Origin of the sequence: Helicobacter kayseriensis, assembly GCF_021300655.1 — a bacterium.
Taxonomy (GTDB): domain Bacteria; phylum Campylobacterota; class Campylobacteria; order Campylobacterales; family Helicobacteraceae; genus Helicobacter_G; species Helicobacter_G kayseriensis.
In genome coordinates, this window is the sequence record NZ_JAJTNB010000002.1 from 196013 (window position 1) to 215178 (window position 19166).

Below are 19166 nucleotides of genomic sequence, written 5' to 3' on the forward strand. Positions count from 1 at the left end.
ATCTAGACCTTATTGTTTAAGACCTAAAAGAGTATCAATCATTTTGTCAATTGTGCTGACGACTTTTGCATTGGCTGCATATCCACTTTGAAATTTGACAAGATTAACCATTTCTTCATCAACGCTAACTTGAGAGATGCTTTGGTGTTCTTTTTGTGCAGCTGCAAAAAGAGCAGTTTTTGTATCAAGTGCGGTTTTGACTGCTTGGGTATCTGTAGCCATTTCTCCTCCAAGGAGTTGGTAATATTGTGTAAGTTGCATTTTTTGAATTGTATTTTTATCTGCTTGAAATGAAAGATCATCATATTGCATTTGTTGCATCATGTTTGCTACATCTGTATTTCCAGAAGAGGGTGCTCCCCATGCTCTGAGTTTTGTTGGGTCTTGAACATATGTTTCGTTGATGCTGATGTTTTTTGCGCTATTTCCATCAAAGAAGCGATTGATTCCAAGTGAGCCTGCAAAGTTGCTTCCATTATCCCGAATACCAATGTAAATATCATTTTGATTTTTGGGAGAGATTTGGAATTTGCCTGTTTGAGAATCAAATGTTGCACTAAAGTAATCATCAATGTCATTGAGTGAATTTTGATCAGCATTGTCATCTGTGTTTGCATTGATTTGTTCAACAACTTCTTTGATTGTTGTTGTCGGAGAGATAACGATAGTTTTTGTCGCAAGTTCTTGTCCATCCAAATCATAAATCACCAAATCAAAGCTACCTTGACGGATATTGTATTGGCTATCAACAAGTGATTGGTCTTTGAGAAGCTCTACATAGTCGCTTTCGACATTTCTTGTTGCGCTTTGTGCATAGATGTTGTTTGTTGTTTCAATGAAAGTTTTTGCAAAAACATTAAGCATATCAATATATTTTTGTATTTTTCCTGGTGTTGTGCCATCGATTCCATCAGCATAGAGTTTGATCAATCCCCCAATTTTCCCATCCAAGAGGTAGTTTGTAATATCAACAGGTCGATGGTCTTGATTTTGAAAATAAACATGGTGTAATTCATTGCCTAGGTGCGATTCTTTGGTACTAAGAGGGTGAAAATTTACGCCATCAACAATGTTAAATCCCCCAGCAATGTTTAAAACATAATTTTCACCATAATCAATATCTCTAGAAGCAATACCTATATCAGACTTAAGATTGGTTTTAAATACGCTGCCTCCTATAAGCTCTTTGAGTTGGAATTCAAGCTTATCTCTTTGATCACGTAGGTCGTTGGCCTTCATAAGATCGACTTTTGATTCTTTGACGCTAAGTTGCTTGTTGATATCGGCAATTTGTTGTCCTAAGCGATTGACTTCATCAATTCTTAATGCAAGTTCTTGGCTCGTCTTTTTTTGCATAGTTGCAAGATTGTTATAGCTAGCATGAATGCTTCTAAGAAGGGTTTGTGTTGATTGAATTAAGAGTTGTTTTTGTGCAGGATCTTTGGCATCTTTGGAAAAATTTTTCCATGCATTGAAGTATTGTTGCAAATCCTCATATATTCCTACTCCTTCAAGATCGGGAAAGAGAGATGAGGTTTCTCTGAGTTTGTCAAATTGGGTTTGATAAAACTCTTTTTCTTGAGCTGCTCTACTATAGCGTTGAAAAATAAATTCATCATGGGCTCTAACGATGCTTTGGATTTGCACACCTGTTCCAAGATGATAGGTGCCTTTATCAAGGGGAGATTGGGGCTTGACAATGACCTTTTGTCGTGAGTAAAACTCATCATTGGCATTGGCAATGTTGTTTCCTGTTGTATCTACCATCGCTTGATGGGCTTGAAGTCCTGTATAGGATGTATTGAGAGATGTAAAGATTCCACCCATAATTTTAGACCTGAATTGTTAGGAAATTTTGTTGAGGTTTGGCATATCCGCCATAGCCACTATTTTCATGTGGAACAATACGTCTAAGAAGTGAAGTGTAAAATTCGCCTACTGCATGGACGCTACGAGCATAGCCATTATTAAGTTCTTTGAGTTGTTTAAGATGAGTTTTTAAGATGTCCAAAAGATCAAGAATTTCCTGACCCAAAAGGACAGAAAGCTCTTGATCGGGATTTTTATGCTTGAGTTGTAGCATCTGAGAATCAATAATTGCTTTTTTTTGTTCAAATTCTCTAATCAAAGTTTCTTTAAGGGGTAATCTGCGAAAGATCTGATCATTTTGAGCTTGAGAGAGACTCTCAATGTCGAGTTTTGTCATTTCAATAAGTTCAGAAAGCTTTTGGATAGCTTCTTTTAGGGACTCTTGTAGCATCTTAACCTCTCTAGTTATTGGAAGTCTTTTTGAGACTTTTGATTAAAATTTTCTAGAGACCAAGCAAATTTAGTGCCATTTTTTCTGAAGTCTTTTTGAGGTCAATTTTATAAGTACCAGCTTGAATCTGTTCCTTAATTTGACTTAGACGATCAGAATAACTGTTTTCCTCAGTTTGTTTTTCTTCTATTTTCATATCTCTTGTTTTCTTTTCTTGTGAGTGAACATAAAGACTTTTTAGCTCTGTTGAACGATTGACATTGTTTTTAATCATTATTTTTACCTCAAATGAAAAACTTCTAATATCTCTCACAAATCGACATAAGGAAAAATATTTTAACGATAAATTAGGGCTTTTTTAAAATCTTCAAGATTAACAATCTGTTTATTGCTATCAGATGGCTTACTATCAAAAGAAAGTTTTTGATTAAAGCTTAAATAAACTACGACAATCATAGTGATGACAAATCCACAAAAGCTAATCGTTGGAATGATCCAGCCACTTTTATCCATTCTAATCCTTAGCCTACATAATTATAGAGTTATGATTGGTGATGCAATAGTAACACATCAACCAAAACTTTATAAGTTTTATAGTAAGCTTTTGGTTTGAAATTTTTAGAAGTTGGGTGCTTTTGAATAAATAATAAAAGATTGAACTCGGGGTATTTAAGGTATTGATGAAAAATCTTTTTTTGCTTCTTTTTGTGTGTCAGATTTGTTTTAGCGCAGTGGGAGAGAATCGCATTTGGCAGAGGGGTTATGCATTCTTAAACTTTTTGGCTGACAATAAAATACCATTGAGTTTATATTACAACCTGCCTTCTAGTGATAAGGAATTGACTGCAGAAATTAATGCCGGTATTGAATATCAAGTGCTTAAGAACTCTCAAGGAGAGTTAATGCAGGCATTAATCCCTATAGATGAAGAGGTGCAGATCCACATCTATAGAGAAAATTTTAAATATAAAATGGCTCTTATCCCAATTAAAACATTCTACAAAAAACAAAAACTTTCTTTAGAGGTGAGCAATTCTCCCCATCAGGATATTTTTGCTTTTTCTAAAGATTTGGGGCTTGCGAATGAGTTTTTAAACACCTATAAAAATAGCATTGATTTTAAGCGAGAAGTGATCAAGGGGGATAGGCTTGCTATTATCTATACGCGCAAGTATCGCTTTGGTCAGTTTTTTGGAACTCCTTCTATTGTTGCTACAATGATTGAGACAAACAAAAAGCAGAATTTCTTGATTGCTTATAATGATGGTCGTTTTTATAATTTGAAGGGAAAGGAAATTACAGGTTTTTTACTTCAAATGCCATTGAGCTCTATTTATATTACTTCTAGATTCTCAAAGGCAAGAAAGCATCCTGTTTTAAAAACAATTATTCGGCCTCATTTTGGAGTAGATTTTAGGGCAAAGATAGGAACTCCTGTTTATGCAGCAGGGAATGGAAAGGTCATCAGTGCTGGCTGGAAGGGGGGATATGGTAAGGCTATTGAAATTTTGCATGAAGGAGGGCTAAAAACTCTCTATGCTCATTTAAGTAAAATTGATCCAAAATTGCGCGTAGGGAGCTTTATAAAGCAAGGGAAAATCATTGGTCGTAGTGGCAATACTGGTTTGAGTTCTGGTCCCCATTTGCACTTTGGGCTTTATAAAAATAATAGGCCCATTGATCCATTGGGAAGCATTAAAACAACACGCAGTGAATTAAAAGGAAAACAAAAACAGCAATTTTTTAAGCTTGCGCATCAGTATGAGCAGGAAATTCAAGAACAATTAGAGCAAATGAAGACTGGAGAAAAGCAATCTCAAAATCAAGGAAATTTAATGAAAAAATCTCCATTAGAAGATTCTTGATTGGGGAGCTCTTGTTATGATTGTATTTTGAATGTTTCTGGAGGTTTTGTTGTATGGGGAAAATGATTGTTGTTTTTTTGATTTCTTTTTTGATGGGTTGGGCTTTTGATACCAATGTAGTGAAATTAAGTATTGTAGATGTAGATAAAAAGAAACAAACTCTTGTTTTGAAGCCCGCGAGTGTTCGAGTAGGTGAAACAGGGATTGTTTTTCATCAAATTGGTCCAGGAGTGATTTCTAATCTTGTAACAATTACAGAAGTTACACCAAAGGCTCTTCATGCTTCTTATAAGCGTTTTGATCTATTGGAGCAAAAGTATCTTCCTACGCCTGTTGTTGAGCCAAAAGTGGGAGATGAAGTTATTATGCGAAGTTTTTATACGCGAGGCTTTATTGTTGCTCCAAATCAGGCAGTGTATGAAGAGATCAAGACGCTTTTTCCAAAAATCGAATTTGTTAGTTCAGATTTGATGATTGCAGATGTTGGCGATAAGGGAATTGTTGATCCAAGCAAGAAGGGATTTCAGGAGATATGTAAAATTTACAGTGTAGGAATTTTGATGATTTATGCATCTAATGGTTTAAATATTTTAGATTGTCAGAGTTTTCAGGTGTTAGAAACTCAAGAGGTAAACAATCCAAATCCAGAAGAAAAGTATTATCCTTTTTTTGCAAGAGTTCCGGCGAAGAGTTTTTGGGATTTTTTAAAAAGAAAAAAAGACTATTATGATGAATATGACAAGTTGCTTAATGAAGCACTTTGAGAATCTAAAAGCAATAATAGGGGAGGATGGAGTTTATTGTGATGATGCGCATTTGAGTGTGTATGGGTTTGATAGCACACGTTTGGTGCGTAAGCCTAGCTATGTTGTATTTCCAAAGAATGAAGCACAGGTTGTAAAGCTTGTTGAGTATGCTAATGAGCATAAATTGCCCATTACCCCAAGAGGGGCTGGGAGCGGAATGAGTGGTGGAAGTATTAACGAGGGAATCATTCTTGCGATGCAAAAACATTTTTCATCTATTTTGGAGATAGATTTAGAAAATTTATGTGTGAGAGTTCAGCCAGGTGTGATTAATGCACGCTTAAATCAAGAGTTAAAATCCTATGGTTTATTTTTTCCCCCAGATCCTGCAAGTCAAGCCTTTAGCACTGTTGGTGGAAATATTGCTGAAAATGCTGGCGGAATGAATGCTTTGAGATATGGAGTGAGTAAAAATCATATTTTATCGATGCGTGTGGTGCTTGGTAGTGGCGAGATGATGCAGATTGGACACAGAACATATAAAGATGTTGCTGGATATGATCTTTTGGGATTGATGTGTGGAAGTGAGGGAACTCTTGGAATCATGACAGAATTGACGCTGAAGCTAAGTCCTATTCCCCGATATTCAACTTCGATTTTGTTGTGTTTTAAAAACGCCAAAGAATTAGCAAGGGCTGCATGCATGATTCTTGCAGAGGGAGTTTTGCCCTATGCGATGGAATTTTTGGATACTTTAACAATTATGGCTTTAAATCAAAAATACGAAATTTACCCTAAGAATGCAGGGGCTGTTTTGATTATTAAACTCAGTGCTCAATACCCTGAAGTCTTGGAGAGAGATAGGGATGAGATTAAAAAGATCTCCAAAAAGTTTTCCTTGATCTCATTTTGGGAATCTCAAAACAAAGAAGATGAAGAAAGGATCTGGTTTGGTCGCAAAAATGCATCGCAAGCCAATAGTATTTATGGGAGAAAAAAACTCAATGAAGATATTACTGTTCCTCGTAATAAAGTGGCAGAATTCTTAGAAAAAGTGGAGGAAATTGGAAAAAAATATCAATTAACTATCCCGTGTTTTGGTCATATTGGGGATGGCAATATCCATACAAATGTTATGCTTCAAAGTGAAGATGAGCTACAAATTGGTTATCAAGCTGTAAAAGAGCTCTTTGAGATTGCACTTTTATTGGGTGGAACATTGAGCGGAGAACATGGAATTGGGATCGCAAAGTCTTCGTTTATGCCGATGGCTTTTGAGTCTTATCATCTAGAGCTTTTTAAAAAAATTAAATCCATCTTTGATCCAAACTGCATTTTAAATCCTCATAAAATGGGTTTTTAATAATGTATAATAACGCCTTTGTTTTTTGTCTTAATTTGCTTGTAGGCAAAAACGAATATAAATTTGCAATGAAGGAAGCATGATGTATGCAATTTTTAAGAATGGAGGCAAGCAATACAAGGTGCAAGAAGGAAGCATAGTTCTTCTTGATAAAATGAGCCTTGAGCCAAAGTCAAAAATTACTTTTGAAGAAGTATTGTTCCTTATTGATAATGAAACAAGCAAAATTGGAACACCTTTTGTGCAAGGTGCAAAAATTGAAGCAGAAGTTATCAACGAAGGAAGAGCGAGAAAGGTGATCACTTTCAAAAAAAGAAGAAGAAAAGACAGTAAAGTAAAGCGTGGATTTAGAAGAGATTTTACGCGTGTTCGAATCACAAAGATTGTAGGATAAGGAGAAGAAATGGCTCACAAGAAAGGTCAGGGTAGTACTCAGAATAATAGAGATTCCGCAGGTCGTCGTTTAGGTGTCAAAAAATTTGGATCTCAGTTTGTAAGGGCTGGAAATATTCTTATCCGACAAAGAGGGACAAAAGTCCATCCTGGAAATAATGTGGGAATGGGTAAGGATCATACAATTTATGCCCTTATTGATGGTGTTGTAAAATTTGAGCAAAAAAACAAGGACAGGAAAAAGGTTTCTGTTTATCCTGCTTAAATTTAATGCGATATAGATGGCCAAAATTTTCAGAGCTTTTTGGAGATTTTGGTCAGCGTCATAATTTTGATTCTAAGGTTTATTATTTGCGCCAAGTGACACGCTATCTCTTGCGTTGCATGCTGGCAAAGAAGCAAATTAAGCAATTTGTCATGTTGGTCAATCAGCATGATAGATTGGTTGATTTTTTTCATCAAAATAAAGGGGGAGATTATCGTATTGTTTGTTCCCAGTTTGTCAATCAAAAGTTTAAACCCAATGAAAGACTAGAATATATTCAAAAAAACTTTCCTCTTATTTTTTCTCTTCGAGATGAGAGTTTTAAGATAATGCTCTGCCATAAAGAGATTGTTTTGTTTTCAAAGGAGGGGTTTGATCTAGTCTTTAAGGTTAATGGAACTTTTGAAGAGGGGTTTTTTGCTTTTGAACTTAAATTGGATCAGCAAAGAATCTATGCAGTTTCCTTTTGTCTTTTTGAAGAAAAGCTTATCATCGCCTCCTTGCAAGGCTTGATTCAGGGGGATGAGGCCAAAGAAAAGATTAAAGTTTTGACAAAGAAATGCTTTGGATTGAGGCCACAGGTTTTGCTTATTGAGGTGATGCGTTTTGCTTTAAAAAGCTTGAAGTGCAAGACGCTTTTGGGGATTGCACAAACTTCTCAGGTGCGTTTTTCAAAATTTGGTAAGCGTGGATATTTTGTTGATTATGATGCATTGTGGGAGGAGGTTGGCGGAGTGCGATGTGGTGATTATTTTGATATTACTACTGAGAAGAGAAAGGAGCTTTGCGAGATTCCGAGCAACAAGCGATCAATGTATAAAAAGCGTTTTGCTTTTTTAGATGAAGTTCAAGAAACGATATTAAAAAAAATGCATGAAATAGGATTTTAGATTATGTTTGTAGATTGTGTAGATATTTTTGTATCTTCGGGTAATGGGGGAGCCGGAGCTGTAAGTTTTAGACGTGAGAAATTTGTCATTCAAGGAGGGCCTGATGGAGGAGATGGGGGAAAGGGTGGAGATGTTTATTTTGAAGTAGATTCCAATAGCGATACTTTATCGCGTTTTCGAGGAGCAAAGCATTATAGGGCCGAAAACGGAAGACCTGGGGAAGGAAAAAATAAAACAGGTAAGGGTGGAGCAGATTTGATTATTAAGGTTCCTGCAGGGACTCAGGTATTTGATGAGGAGAATGGTGAGCTATTGTTAGATCTTAAAGAGGGGAGACATTTGTTGTTTGAGGGGGGGAAGGGAGGATTGGGAAATGCACGCTTTAAGAACTCTGTCAATCAAAGACCTACATATGCACAGCAGGGAATTGCTGGCAAAAAAGCACATTTGAGATTGGAATTAAAATTAATTGCTGATGTAGGGTTGGTTGGATATCCCAATGTGGGGAAATCTACATTGATTTCTGTTCTTTCTAATGCGCGTCCAGAAATTGCAAATTATGAATTTACAACTCTTGTGCCAAATTTAGGAGTTGTAGATGTAGGTGATTTTGATAGCTTTGTGGTGGCAGATATTCCTGGAATCATTGATGGAGCAAGTCAGGGGCGCGGACTTGGTGTTGAATTTTTGCGCCATGTTGAGCGTACGAAGTTTTTGCTCTTTGTGTTGGATCTATCTTCTTATCGGACTTTGCAAGATCAGTATGAGAAATTGCGTATCGAGCTTCAATCTTTTTCAACCTTATTGATTTCAAAGCCCTTTGGAATCGTTTTGAGTAAGGCAGATATTTGTTTTGATTTTGAGGAAATGCTAAAGAAGTTTTTGGATTCTAATGATTTGGGAAGTTTAAGTTTGCATGATGGGGTCTATATGCAAAAACTTTCTGATGATCAAGAACAATTTGACACGCAACTTCCGCTTTTTGTTTTGCCTATCGCTTCAGCAACGCATTTGCATATTGATAAGCTTAAGACACTTTTATCTTTGGGGCTTAAGTCGTGAGTAAAAAACGCATTGTTCTTAAAATTGGAACATCAAATCTAAGTGATGGAGAGAAGATTCAAGAAGGAGTCATTTATAAAATTGCTGAATGCGTTGCGCATCTTAGAGACAAATTTCATGTGATTTTGGTCAGTTCTGGAGCTGTTGCAAGTGGTTATACTCAGCTTCGCTTGGACAAACAAGTTCTTGCACACAAGCAGGCCCTTGCAAGTATTGGACAACCTTTATTGTTGGAGAGTTATCGCAAATGTTTTGCTTCATTTGGAATCTTGAGCGCTCAAATTTTACTTTCTGGACATGATTTTGATTCAAGAAAGGCGACACAGCACGCTCGCGATACAATTGAGGTGCTTTTGGAGCACAATGTTATTCCAATTCTCAATGAAAATGATGCGATTGCCACAGCGGAGTTGATGTTTGGGGATAATGATCGTCTGAGCGCGCACATTGCCTATTATCTGGGTGCAGAGCTTTTGGTGATTTTGAGTGATATTGATGGATATTATGATAAGGATCCACATCGTTTTGATGATGCTAAGCTTATTCCTTTTCTTGATCAGATTCCTCAAGAAAAGTTGCAAACAAGTTATGACCCATATGGAAATTTTGCAACAGGCGGGATTGTGACAAAGTTGATTGCCGCAGATTTTTTGTTGCAAAAGGGGAGGGCAATGTTTTTGTGCAATGGGAATCAGTTGGGGCATTTGGAAGATTTTTTGTTAAGACAGATTCAAAAAAGTGGCACTCTTTTTGGAGAATTTAATGGCTAAAGTTGTTTTTTTTGGCACCCCTGCTTTTGCGCGAGAAGTCTTGGAGATTGTGGCTTTAGAGCATCAAATTGTGTGTATTGTGACACAGCCTGATCGTCCTTTTGGACGTAAACAAGAGCTTAGGGCTTCTGAAGTTAAAGAATATGCATTGCAATATCATATTCCTCTCTTTCAGCCTCAAACCCTTGATCAAAAATTGCTCAAAGATTTGCAAGCGCTGTGCGCAGATTTTTTTCTAGTTGTTGCTTTTGGGCAGATTTTCCCAAAAGCATTTTTGGATTTTCTTCCTTGTATCAATATACACGCTTCTATTTTGCCAGAGTTGAGGGGAGCTTCTCCAATGCAAGAAATGATTTTGCAAGACCAAAAGAAGTTTGGCGTTAGCGCAATGAGAATGGAAGAGGGGCTTGATTGTGGAGATATCTTGGGAATGAGTTGCTTAGATACTGCGCAAGATTTGGATTTAAATATCCTTGCAAAAAAGCTTGCTCAGATAGGTGGAAACTTGGCTAGTCATGTCTTGAAGCATTTCTCTTGTATTGCACCTCTAAAACAGAATCATTGTGATGCGAGCATATGTAAGAAGATTAAAAAAGAGCAGGGAGAGGTTACTTTTTCTGAAGCACGCAAAATCTTTGTGAAATTTTTAGCCTTTGCTCAGTGGCCCAGTGTATTTTTATCCAATGGCTTAAAGCTTTCTAAAATCGAATTAGATTCTCAAGAAGGACATTTTTTGGAAGGTGAGATTCTGGAAATTCTTGATGATGGCGTGCTTGTAGGATGCCAAAAGGGAAAAATAAAAATTCTTGAAGTGCAACCTCCTTCTAAACAAAAAATTCGTGCAGTGGATTATTTGCATGGCAAGAGATTAAGGGTTGGAGATATTTTTTGTTGAATTTTTTTTATTTTTCTCAAATTGATTCGACCCAAGATTGGCTGATTGGGCAGATTAAAAAAGAGAGTTTTACTTTGCCTGCTTGTGTTGGAAGCGATCAGCAAACCAAAGGAAGGGGGAGTAGACAAAATGTTTGGGATAATGTAGAGAATGCTTTGATGTTTTCGTTTGCATTTGAAGAGATAGGGCTCCCCAATGATTTGCCTAGACAATCAATTTCTATTTATGTAGGATTTTTGCTAAAAGAATGGTTACTAAAGCTAGGGTGTAATGTATGGCTAAAATGGCCTAATGATCTTTATCAAGGAAGATCAAAAATCGGAGGGATTCTAACTCAAAAGGTGGGAAAATATATCGTGTGTGGAATCGGCTTAAACCTCGTATCTTCTACATATTCTGCACTTAATTTGAAATGGGACTCAGAGATAAAAAAAGCAAAGATTTTGGAGTTTGTGGAATTTTTTTTTAAATTTCCGACTTGGGCTTACATTTTCCAAAATTACAAGCTAGAATTTCAGAAAAATTTTGACTTTACTTTTCATTTTGAAAATAAAGAGATTTGTTTTAGTCATACTTCTTTGTGTGATGATGGATCTCTGTTATGGGAAAATCAGAGGATTTATAGCTTACGATAGTTGGAGAGATGCATGTGTGAAATTATTGCTATTGCGAATCAAAAGGGGGGTGTTGGGAAAACGACAACTGCTGTAAATCTTTCTGCCTCTCTAGCCAATTTGAATAAAAAAGTTTTGCTGATTGATTTTGATCCACAAGCAAATGCAACGACAAGCTTAGGTTTCCGTCGCAATGAAGTTGAGTTTGATATTTATCATGCTTTGATTGGAAGCAAGAGACTTTCGCAAATCATTTATCCTACTGATATGACAAATCTTTTTTTAGCTCCGTCTAATATTGGTTTGGTTGGGTTTGAAAAAGAGTTTTATAGCAAAAGAAGCGCAGGCCGTGAGCTTTTGCTTAAAAAAAAGATTGATGAGATAGCTGGACAATATGATTTTATTGTCATTGATTCTCCTCCTGCCTTAGGGCCTCTTACGATCAATGCTCTGAGTGCTTCTCATTCTGTTATTATCCCTATTCAATGTGAATTTTTTGCACTCGAGGGGTTGGCACAGCTTTTGAGCACAATTAAAGCCCTTAAAACAACAAGCAACCCAGATTTAGTGATACGTGGTTTTTTGCCTACAATGTATTCCTCTCAAAACAATCTTTCAAAGCAGGTTTTGGCTGATTTGATACAACACTTTGATCGTGAGCTGTTTAAGCGATCCAAAAAAAATGATTGTGTGATGGTGCCAAGAAGCGTAAAGCTTGCAGAATCTCCAAGCTTTGGAAAGCCCATTTTGCTTTATGATAAAAAATCCAATGGAAGTCTTGCTTATCAAGAACTTGCTCATGCAATTTTGAGAGGAGTGCGCTAATGGCAAAAAAGCAAGTGTTGGGACGAGGGTTGGGGGAACTTTTAAGTGAAGTAAGTCAGGCTTATGAAAATAACTTAATGGGATCAGAAAATGATGATCGCATTGTAGAGATCAGCATGGATCAAATTCGCTCAAATCCTTATCAACCTAGAAAAAGGTTTGAGACTTCAGCTCTTCATGAACTTGCAGATTCTATTAAAGAGTATGGTTTGTTGCAACCCATCCTTGTATATAAAGATCAAGAAAATTATGTTTTGATTGCTGGTGAGAGGAGATATAGAGCATCTAAATTGTGCGGAAAAAACACCATCAAAGCAATTGTGGCTGATCTTGACTTGAATCGCTTGAGGGAAATAGCATTGATTGAGAATATCCAAAGAGAGGATCTTAACCCAATTGATTTGGCATATGCTTATGATGAGCTTTTGAAGCATTATAACCTTACACACGAAGAGCTTGCTGAGCGCATTCAAAAATCTCGTGCCCATATCACAAATACTCTAAGGTTATTGCATTTATCAGATCAAGTTCAGAAACTTTTGGTTGATGAAAAGATTACACAAGGTCATGCTAAAGTTCTTGTTGGCTTGGAAGAAAATATGCAAGAAAAATTTGCACACACAATCATTGGTCGCAAATTATCTGTGAGGGAAGCAGAAAAAATGGTTCAAAACCTAAAAAAAGATCAAAAACCCCTTCAAGACATTTCAAAACCTCAAACAGAAAATCAGCATAAAATAGAAACAATCTTAAAAAAGAATCATATTTCATTTTTCTTTAAAAACAATGGAAAAACATTGTCAATTTCGCTTAAAACTCCTGAGGAAATTCAGCATTTCTTGGCTTTGATTGAGAGATAGATTTGTTAAAATACATATTTTATTTAAGGAAGTTTTAGGATAGGAGAAGAAATTGAGTCTGACATTAAATCCGTATTTGATGCTTTTAGTTTTTATTGTGTTTATGGCATTAATCATTTGTCTTAATACTCTTTTGTATCGTCCAATGTTGCACTTTATCCAAAAACGCAACCAATCTCTCCAAGGTGGTTTATTGGGGTTGGATGAAGATAAAAGAAAGGTTCAAGATATTCAACTTGAGATTCAAAAACTTTTAAATGAGGCAAAACAGGAAGCGAAAGAAATCAGAAATACAGCAACCAAAGAAGCTCAAAAAAAATACAACGAGAGCTTTGAGCGTGCAAAAATTGAGCTTGAGAATCGTTTTGAAGAATCTAGAAGGGTTTTAATTTCTCAGCATCAGGCAACACAATCTGCATTGCAATATGAAATCAATGCAATCAGCGATGCAATTGAGGACAAAATTAGCAAAATGAGGAGTGTGTAGTGAGATCGATTTTTGTTTGGGGATTTTTCTTTAGTGTTTTGTCTGCTGCAGATGTTTCCTTGGCTCAAAGTGATTTTGTAGAGCGAGTAATTAATTTTGTTATTTTTGCTTTGATTATTTGGTACTTGGGATCAAGCAGAATTAAGCAAATCTTTACGCAAAGAAAAATGAAAATTGTGCATGAATTTGATAAGTTGCAAGAAGAAGAAAAAGAAATGAAAAAAATAGTTGAGAAAACAGAAAATCTGCTTGCTGATGCACAAAATAAAGCTAAAGAGATTGTGGGAAACGCAAAGAAAGAGGCTTTTGTGATAGCTCAACAGTTTGATTCTGATCTAGAAAGAGATATTAAAACTGTTGCCTCTTCTTTTGATGAGAGATTGAAACAAGAAAGAAAAAAAATGCTTTGTGATGAAGTAGCTAGCACGATAGATCAATCATTGCAAAAAGTTAGGATCTCTCAAGATTCTTGTATGGAAATTTTGACAAAGGGAATAAGATGAATAGTCTTACAAAGAAATATGCCTGTGCTTTTCTTGAGGGCGTTGGAGAGGAGATCTCTCGCGAATTTGTCGCATATAAGCCTATTGTTCAAGAATGTTTTCAAAATGAGGATTTCTATAAAATCTTAGTTGATCCATTTTTGGAAAATTCAATAAAATTTGAGATTCTTAAAGCATGCTTGGGAGTGCATAATCTAAAAATTCAACATTTCTTATCAGTTCTTGCTGATGCTGATAGATTGTTGTTACTTATTGACATTATGGAGGCATTGGAAACTCTTTTGAAGCTTGACAGTAAGCATTGCAGTGCAGTTTTATTTTCTTCTGAGAAAATCAGCTCTTCTTTGCTTGAGCGTTTTAAGGAACAATTAGAAAACAAGCTAGGGTGTCAAATTCAGTTTGATGAAGTCTTGTGGGATAAAGATGAGGTGAAATGTTGTCTCAAAGAGCTAGATTTAGAAGTTTCTTTTTCTCAAGAAAAATTTAATCAAGATTTGAAAAAGTTTATTTTAGTTTCATTTTTACAAGGAGTGCAAATTGAAGAATAAAGCAGAAGAAATTAGTTCAATCATCAAAGAAAAAATCAACCAATTTGAATTGAAACTGGATATTCAAGAGGTTGGAAAAGTATTGACTTATGCTGATGGAGTCGCGCGTGTATATGGACTGAAAAATGTCATGTATTACGAAATGGTTGAGTTTGAAAGCGGGGATGTAGGTATTGCTTCAAGCCTTGAAGAGGATTTTGTGGGAGTTGTTGTTTTGGGGGCTGGAAAAACAATACAAGAGGGAATGAGTGTTAAAAGATTAAATAAGCTCATGAAAGTCCCTGTAGGGGAATGTGTTGTTGGACGAATTCTTAATACTTTGGGCGAACCTATTGATGGGAAGGGTAGCTTGAATGCGACAGAATATCGCTTTGTTGAAGAAAAAGCTCCAGGGATTATGGATAGAAAATCTGTTCATGAGCCATTGCAAACAGGTATTAAAGCAATTGATGCACTTGTGCCAATTGGACGAGGACAAAGAGAGTTGATTATTGGAGATCGTCAAACAGGGAAAACAACTGTTGCAATTGATGCGATTATTAACCAAAAGGGTCAAGATGTTGTGTGTATTTATGTTGCTATCGGTCAAAAAGAATCAACTGTAGCTCAGGTTGTTAGAAGGCTTGAGGAGCATGGGGCGATGGAATACACAGTAGTGATCAATGCTCCAGCTTCAACATCTGCTGCTATGCAATTTTTGGCTCCTTATGTGGGTGTAACAATGGGAGAGTATTTCCGAGATAACGCAAAACATGCTTTGATTGTTTATGATGATTTGAGCAAGCATGCTGTGGCTTATAGAGAAATGTCGTTGATTTTGAGACGTCCTCCTGGAAGAGAAGCATTCCCTGGAGATGTATTTTATTTGCACTCAAGATTACTTGAAAGGGCAGCAAAAGTAAGCGATGAACTTGGGGCTGGTTCGCTTACTGCTTTGCCAATTATTGAAACTCAAGCTGGAGATGTTTCTGCCTATATTCCTACAAATGTGATTTCTATCACAGATGGGCAAATCTTTTTGGAGACAGATTTATTCTATTCTGGTATTCGTCCAGCAATCAATGTGGGGCTTTCTGTATCAAGGGTAGGAGGAGCTGCACAAATTAAGGCAACCAAACAGGTTTCTGGAACATTAAGACTTGATTTGGCTCAATATAGAGAGCTTCAAGCATTTGCACAATTTGCATCTAATTTGGATGATGCGAGCAGGAAGCAGTTGGAGAGAGGGCAACGTATGGTTGAGGTATTGAAGCAAGCTCCTTATTCTCCATTGCCTATTGAAAAGCAAGTTGTCATTATTTATGCAGGAGCAAAGGGTTATTTGGATGATGTGGATGTAAATCAAATTGTTTCATTTGAGAATGCACTTTATCCATTTATTGAAGAAAAATATCCTCAAATTTTTGCAAAGATCAGAGAGCAAAAAGCTCTTGATTCTGCATTGGAGCAAGAGATTTCTAGCGCCATAGAAGACTTTAAAGCAAGTTTTGCAGGGTGATCTCAAGGATTGGAATAAAATGGGAAATAGTTTAAAAGAAATACGCAGAAAAATTTCAAGTGTTCAAAATACACAGAAGACCACAAGAGCTATGAAGCTTGTGTCTTCGTCGAAATTGAAAAAAGCTGAAGATGTGGCAAAGTCCTCAAGGGTTTTTGCTCAAAAGCTCAATGAAATGTTTCAAGAAATTGTTCAAAAACTCGAATTTGTTGGTTTTGAAAATATTTCAACACCTCTTTTTCATGCATCTTCAAAGCGAGAAAGCAAGATTGTTGATCTTATTTTCATCACAGCAGAAAAGGGGTTGTGCGGGGGCTTTAATCAGGCGACAATTAAAGAGGTTGCAAATCAAATTTCTCAATATAAAGAACGAGGCATACAAGTGCGTCTGAGAGGAGTGGGGAAAAAGGGAGTTTCTTATTTTTCATTTAATGGAATCGAGATTTTTGATTCTTTGGATGGTTTGAGTGCAAATCCCAACTATGAGACTTCTTCTGCTTTCTTGAAACGTTCAATTGATGATTTTATTTGTGGTAAAACAGATGAAGTAGTGATTATTTACAATGGTTTTAAAACAATGATTTCTCAAGAAGTTAAGATTAAGAAAATCTTGCCTTTTGAAATTGAGAAACAAAAGCGATCTCTCAATCAGGAGATGATTTGTGTAGAACCTGTGGAAAACGAGGAGCAAATCTTAGAAGAGCTGGCAAAAAAATATACAGAATATAATTTTTATTATGCTCTACTTGATTCTCTTGTAGCAGAGCATAGTGCGAGAGTGCAGGCTATGGATGCTGCGACAAACAATGCAGGGAATTTAGTAAGAAGTTTGACAATTTCATACAATAAAGCAAGACAAGAAGCGATTACAACAGAACTTGTTGAAATCAATGCTGGCGTTGAAGCAATGAAGTAAAAAGGAGATAAAGGTGAATCAAAAAGGAAAAATTGTTCAAGTTATGGGTCCTGTTGTGGATGTAAAGTTTGAAAATTATAAGCCATTAATTAATGAGGCCCTTGATGTGAAATATGAAGTTGAGGGTGTGCAAAAGCAACTTGTTTTAGAGGTTGCTGCAGAAATTGGAGATCAAACAGTTAGAACGATTGCTATGGATATGACAGAGGGGCTTGTAAGGGGACAAGAAGTTGAAGCAAGAGGAAGTATGATCGAGGTTCCTGTAGGTGAAGCTGTTTTGGGCAGAATCTTTAATGTGACAGGGGATGTGATTGATGGTGGAGAAAAACTCCAAAATGTCCAAAAATGGCCAATCCATAGAGATGCTCCAAGTTTTGAAGAGCAAAGCACAAAAACTGAGATGTTTGAAACAGGGATCAAAGTTGTTGATTTGCTTGCACCTTATTTGAAGGGTGGAAAAGTTGGTCTCTTTGGTGGAGCAGGAGTGGGGAAGACAGTTGTTATTATGGAGTTGATTCATAATGTAGCTTATAAGCACAGTGGATATTCTGTATTTGCTGGAGTAGGTGAGCGAACAAGAGAAGGTAATGACTTGTATCATGAAATGAAGGAGGGGGGAGTTTTAGATAAAGTTGCCCTATGCTATGGGCAAATGAATGAGCCACCAGGTGCAAGAAATCGTATTGCTTTCACAGGTCTTACAATGGCAGAATACTTCCGTGATGAAAAAGGACTTGATGTATTGATGTTTATTGATAATATCTTTAGATATGCACAATCAGGTGCAGAAATGTCTGCTTTGCTTGGAAGAATTCCTTCTGCAGTTGGTTATCAGCCAACATTGGCAAGCGAGATGGGAAAATTACAAGAACGCATCGCTTCAACAAAAAAGGGCTCAATTACATCAGTTCAAGCTGTATATGTTCCTGCTGATGACCTTACAGACCCAGCTCCAGCTTCAGTGTTTTCGCATCTTGATGCTAAAACAGTTTTGAATCGAAAGATCGCAGAAAAAGGAATTTATCCAGCTGTAGATCCCCTTGATTCGACTTCAAGGGTTCTTGATCCTCATATTGTTGGGCAAGAGCACTATGAGATTGCGACAGGAGTTCAACGTGTGTTGCAAAAGTATAAAGATTTACAGGATATTATTGCTTTGCTTGGAATGGATGAATTATCTGAAGAAGATAAGAAAACTGTAGAAAGAGCAAGAAAGATTGAGAAATTCCTCTCCCAACCTTTCTTTGTCGCTGAAGTTTTCACTGGAAGTCCAGGAAAATATGTCTCTCTCAATGAAACTTTAGAAGGTTTCAAGGGAATTTTGGAAGGGAAGTATGATGATATCCCTGAAAATGCTTTTTATATGGTTGGTAATATCAATGAGGTGTTGGAAAAAGCAGAGAAAATGAAAGCTGAAAGTAAATAAGGAATCAAATCATGCAAAAGATGAGGATTTTAGTTGTAACTCCAGAGGGAGTGATTTTTGATGATGATGTGTTGGGTATAACTCTCCCTGGTTCTGATGGGGAGTTTGGTGTGTATCCAAACCACTGTTCGCTAATTTCCCTTCTGAAAACAGGAGTGATTGAGATTCTTTCTCAAGGGCAAACAAAAGAATATGTTGCTATTGATTGGGGTTATGCAAGGATTGAGCATGATAGGGTGGATATTTTGGCAAATGGGGCAGTTGCTATCGATCAGAATGGGCAAATTTCTCAGAATCTAGAACGCGCTAAAACGCTCTTGAAAAAAGCTTCTTCTGATGAAATTTTACTTTCTGGAGCATTGTCTAAGCTGGATTGTTTGACTGGGAGATAAAGATGGTTGAGCTAGTGATAAATTTTTTGCATTCAAGTTCTGTGGTAAGTGTAGTCGTTTTGGGCTGGCTGGCTTTTTATATGTTTTTGACCCTGTGGGTTTTTCTTTATCGTTTTATGGCGATTAGTAGTTATTGCAGAGATGAAAATTTATCACTAAGAATGCTTGTCTCTGGAGAAAAAATGTATCCATCTTCTATTGTTTTGATTCAGGGAATTGTAGGAGATGGAATCAATAAAGAGATTATGGGGATTTGGAAACATCAAATTTTACAAAAAGCTTCAAGGGGAATGACTTTTCTAGCGATTGTGGCATCAACTGCTCCATTTATCGGATTATTTGGCACAGTGATTGAGATCTTGGAGGCTTTTTTTCAATTAGGGGGAGGTGGGCAAGTGTCTTTTGATACTGTTGCTCCTATTATTTCAAAAGCTTTAATTGCAACAGCAACAGGAATTCTTACAGCAATTCCTGCCTATAGTTTTCATTTGATTCTTAAGAGAAAAATGTATGACCTAAATGTTGTATTGCAAATGGAACTTGATTTCTTGCTCTCTCGTCAGGATCAAAATCAAATCAGGTTTTAAA

General features: G+C 36.5%; 24 protein-coding genes. 20 read left to right on the forward strand and 4 right to left on the reverse strand.

What is annotated here, in order from left to right:
• Nucleotides 1–9: 9 nt before the first annotated feature.
• The 4 genes from flgK to LW137_RS03070 form a co-directional block, all read right to left on the reverse strand.
• Nucleotides 10–1827, reverse strand: a complete 1818-nt coding sequence (gene flgK, locus LW137_RS03055) for a flagellar hook-associated protein FlgK (RefSeq protein ID WP_233033058.1) — start codon at nt 1825–1827, stop codon at nt 10–12.
• A 4-nt stretch (nt 1828–1831) separates the two neighbouring features.
• On the reverse strand, nt 1832–2260 hold the full coding sequence (locus tag LW137_RS03060; RefSeq protein WP_233033060.1) for a hypothetical protein: 429 nt from the start codon (nt 2258–2260) through the stop codon (nt 1832–1834).
• A gap of 52 nt (nt 2261–2312) precedes the next feature.
• Nucleotides 2313–2534 carry a flagellar biosynthesis anti-sigma factor FlgM gene (locus tag LW137_RS03065; protein WP_233033062.1) on the reverse strand — a complete coding sequence of 74 codons (222 nt, stop codon included), beginning with the start codon at nt 2532–2534 and terminating at the stop codon, nt 2313–2315.
• Between the two features lie 62 nt (nt 2535–2596).
• Nucleotides 2597–2773 (reverse strand): hypothetical protein, encoded by a 177-nt coding sequence (locus LW137_RS03070; protein ID WP_233033064.1) that lies wholly within the window; start codon nt 2771–2773, stop codon nt 2597–2599.
• A gap of 167 nt (nt 2774–2940) precedes the next feature.
• Here LW137_RS03070 and LW137_RS03075 point away from each other — a divergent pair, with 167 nt between their 5' ends.
• The 20 genes from LW137_RS03075 to LW137_RS03170 all read left to right on the forward strand — a co-directional run bounded on the left by LW137_RS03075 (nt 2941) and on the right by LW137_RS03170 (nt 19165).
• On the forward strand, nt 2941–4125 hold the full coding sequence (locus LW137_RS03075; protein ID WP_233033066.1) for a peptidoglycan DD-metalloendopeptidase family protein: 1185 nt from the start codon (nt 2941–2943) through the stop codon (nt 4123–4125).
• A gap of 53 nt (nt 4126–4178) precedes the next feature.
• The gene (locus LW137_RS03080; protein ID WP_233033068.1) at nt 4179–4889 is read left to right on the forward strand and encodes a plasminogen-binding N-terminal domain-containing protein; all 711 of its coding nucleotides are present in this window, start codon (nt 4179–4181) and stop codon (nt 4887–4889) included.
• Nucleotides 4855–6234, forward strand: a complete 1380-nt coding sequence (locus LW137_RS03085) for an FAD-binding oxidoreductase (protein ID WP_233033070.1) — start codon at nt 4855–4857, stop codon at nt 6232–6234. Before LW137_RS03080 ends, LW137_RS03085 begins: the two co-directional genes overlap by 35 nt.
• A gap of 79 nt (nt 6235–6313) precedes the next feature.
• Nucleotides 6314–6628 carry a 50S ribosomal protein L21 gene (gene rplU, locus LW137_RS03090; RefSeq protein ID WP_233033071.1) on the forward strand — a complete coding sequence of 105 codons (315 nt, stop codon included), beginning with the start codon at nt 6314–6316 and terminating at the stop codon, nt 6626–6628.
• A 9-nt stretch (nt 6629–6637) separates the two neighbouring features.
• Nucleotides 6638–6892 (forward strand): 50S ribosomal protein L27, encoded by a 255-nt coding sequence (gene rpmA / locus LW137_RS03095; RefSeq protein ID WP_027326863.1) that lies wholly within the window; start codon nt 6638–6640, stop codon nt 6890–6892.
• Nucleotides 6893–6897: 5 nt separating this feature from the next.
• Nucleotides 6898–7782 carry a DUF535 family protein gene (locus LW137_RS03100; RefSeq protein ID WP_233033074.1) on the forward strand — a complete coding sequence of 295 codons (885 nt, stop codon included), beginning with the start codon at nt 6898–6900 and terminating at the stop codon, nt 7780–7782.
• Nucleotides 7783–7785: 3 nt separating this feature from the next.
• Nucleotides 7786–8844, forward strand: a complete 1059-nt coding sequence (gene obgE, locus LW137_RS03105) for a GTPase ObgE (protein WP_233033076.1) — start codon at nt 7786–7788, stop codon at nt 8842–8844.
• A complete protein-coding gene (gene proB, locus LW137_RS03110; protein ID WP_233033078.1) occupies nt 8841–9614 on the forward strand; it encodes a glutamate 5-kinase in 774 nt (257 codons plus the stop codon). Before obgE ends, proB begins: the two co-directional genes overlap by 4 nt.
• On the forward strand, nt 9607–10509 hold the full coding sequence (locus LW137_RS03115) for a methionyl-tRNA formyltransferase (RefSeq protein ID WP_233033079.1): 903 nt from the start codon (nt 9607–9609) through the stop codon (nt 10507–10509). The genes proB and LW137_RS03115 overlap by 8 nt, the downstream gene beginning before the upstream one ends.
• A complete protein-coding gene (locus tag LW137_RS03120) occupies nt 10506–11144 on the forward strand; it encodes a biotin--[acetyl-CoA-carboxylase] ligase (protein WP_233033080.1) in 639 nt (212 codons plus the stop codon). Before LW137_RS03115 ends, LW137_RS03120 begins: the two co-directional genes overlap by 4 nt.
• Nucleotides 11145–11156: 12 nt before the next feature.
• Nucleotides 11157–11948 (forward strand): ParA family protein, encoded by a 792-nt coding sequence (locus LW137_RS03125; RefSeq protein ID WP_233033082.1) that lies wholly within the window; start codon nt 11157–11159, stop codon nt 11946–11948.
• Nucleotides 11948–12808, forward strand: coding sequence for a ParB/RepB/Spo0J family partition protein (locus LW137_RS03130; RefSeq protein WP_233033084.1), 861 nt, complete (start codon nt 11948–11950; stop codon nt 12806–12808). Before LW137_RS03125 ends, LW137_RS03130 begins: the two co-directional genes overlap by 1 nt.
• A gap of 52 nt (nt 12809–12860) precedes the next feature.
• Nucleotides 12861–13295, forward strand: a complete 435-nt coding sequence (locus LW137_RS03135; RefSeq protein WP_233033086.1) for a F0F1 ATP synthase subunit B family protein — start codon at nt 12861–12863, stop codon at nt 13293–13295.
• Nucleotides 13295–13798, forward strand: coding sequence for a F0F1 ATP synthase subunit B family protein (locus LW137_RS03140; RefSeq protein WP_233033088.1), 504 nt, complete (start codon nt 13295–13297; stop codon nt 13796–13798). Before LW137_RS03135 ends, LW137_RS03140 begins: the two co-directional genes overlap by 1 nt.
• The gene (locus LW137_RS03145; RefSeq protein WP_233033090.1) at nt 13795–14346 is read left to right on the forward strand and encodes a F0F1 ATP synthase subunit delta; all 552 of its coding nucleotides are present in this window, start codon (nt 13795–13797) and stop codon (nt 14344–14346) included. The genes LW137_RS03140 and LW137_RS03145 overlap by 4 nt, the downstream gene beginning before the upstream one ends.
• On the forward strand, nt 14336–15844 hold the full coding sequence (gene atpA / locus LW137_RS03150; protein ID WP_233033091.1) for a F0F1 ATP synthase subunit alpha: 1509 nt from the start codon (nt 14336–14338) through the stop codon (nt 15842–15844). The genes LW137_RS03145 and atpA overlap by 11 nt, the downstream gene beginning before the upstream one ends.
• 19 nt (nt 15845–15863) lie before the next feature.
• A complete protein-coding gene (gene atpG, locus LW137_RS03155; RefSeq protein WP_233033093.1) occupies nt 15864–16760 on the forward strand; it encodes an ATP synthase F1 subunit gamma in 897 nt (298 codons plus the stop codon).
• Between the two features lie 13 nt (nt 16761–16773).
• The gene (gene atpD / locus LW137_RS03160) at nt 16774–18186 is read left to right on the forward strand and encodes a F0F1 ATP synthase subunit beta (protein ID WP_346344787.1); all 1413 of its coding nucleotides are present in this window, start codon (nt 16774–16776) and stop codon (nt 18184–18186) included.
• An 11-nt stretch (nt 18187–18197) separates the two neighbouring features.
• Nucleotides 18198–18578 carry an ATP synthase F1 subunit epsilon gene (gene atpC / locus LW137_RS03165; protein WP_233033095.1) on the forward strand — a complete coding sequence of 127 codons (381 nt, stop codon included), beginning with the start codon at nt 18198–18200 and terminating at the stop codon, nt 18576–18578.
• 2 nt (nt 18579–18580) lie between these two features.
• Nucleotides 18581–19165, forward strand: a complete 585-nt coding sequence (locus LW137_RS03170; RefSeq protein ID WP_233033097.1) for a MotA/TolQ/ExbB proton channel family protein — start codon at nt 18581–18583, stop codon at nt 19163–19165.
• The last annotated feature ends 1 nt before the right edge of the window (nt 19166 follow it).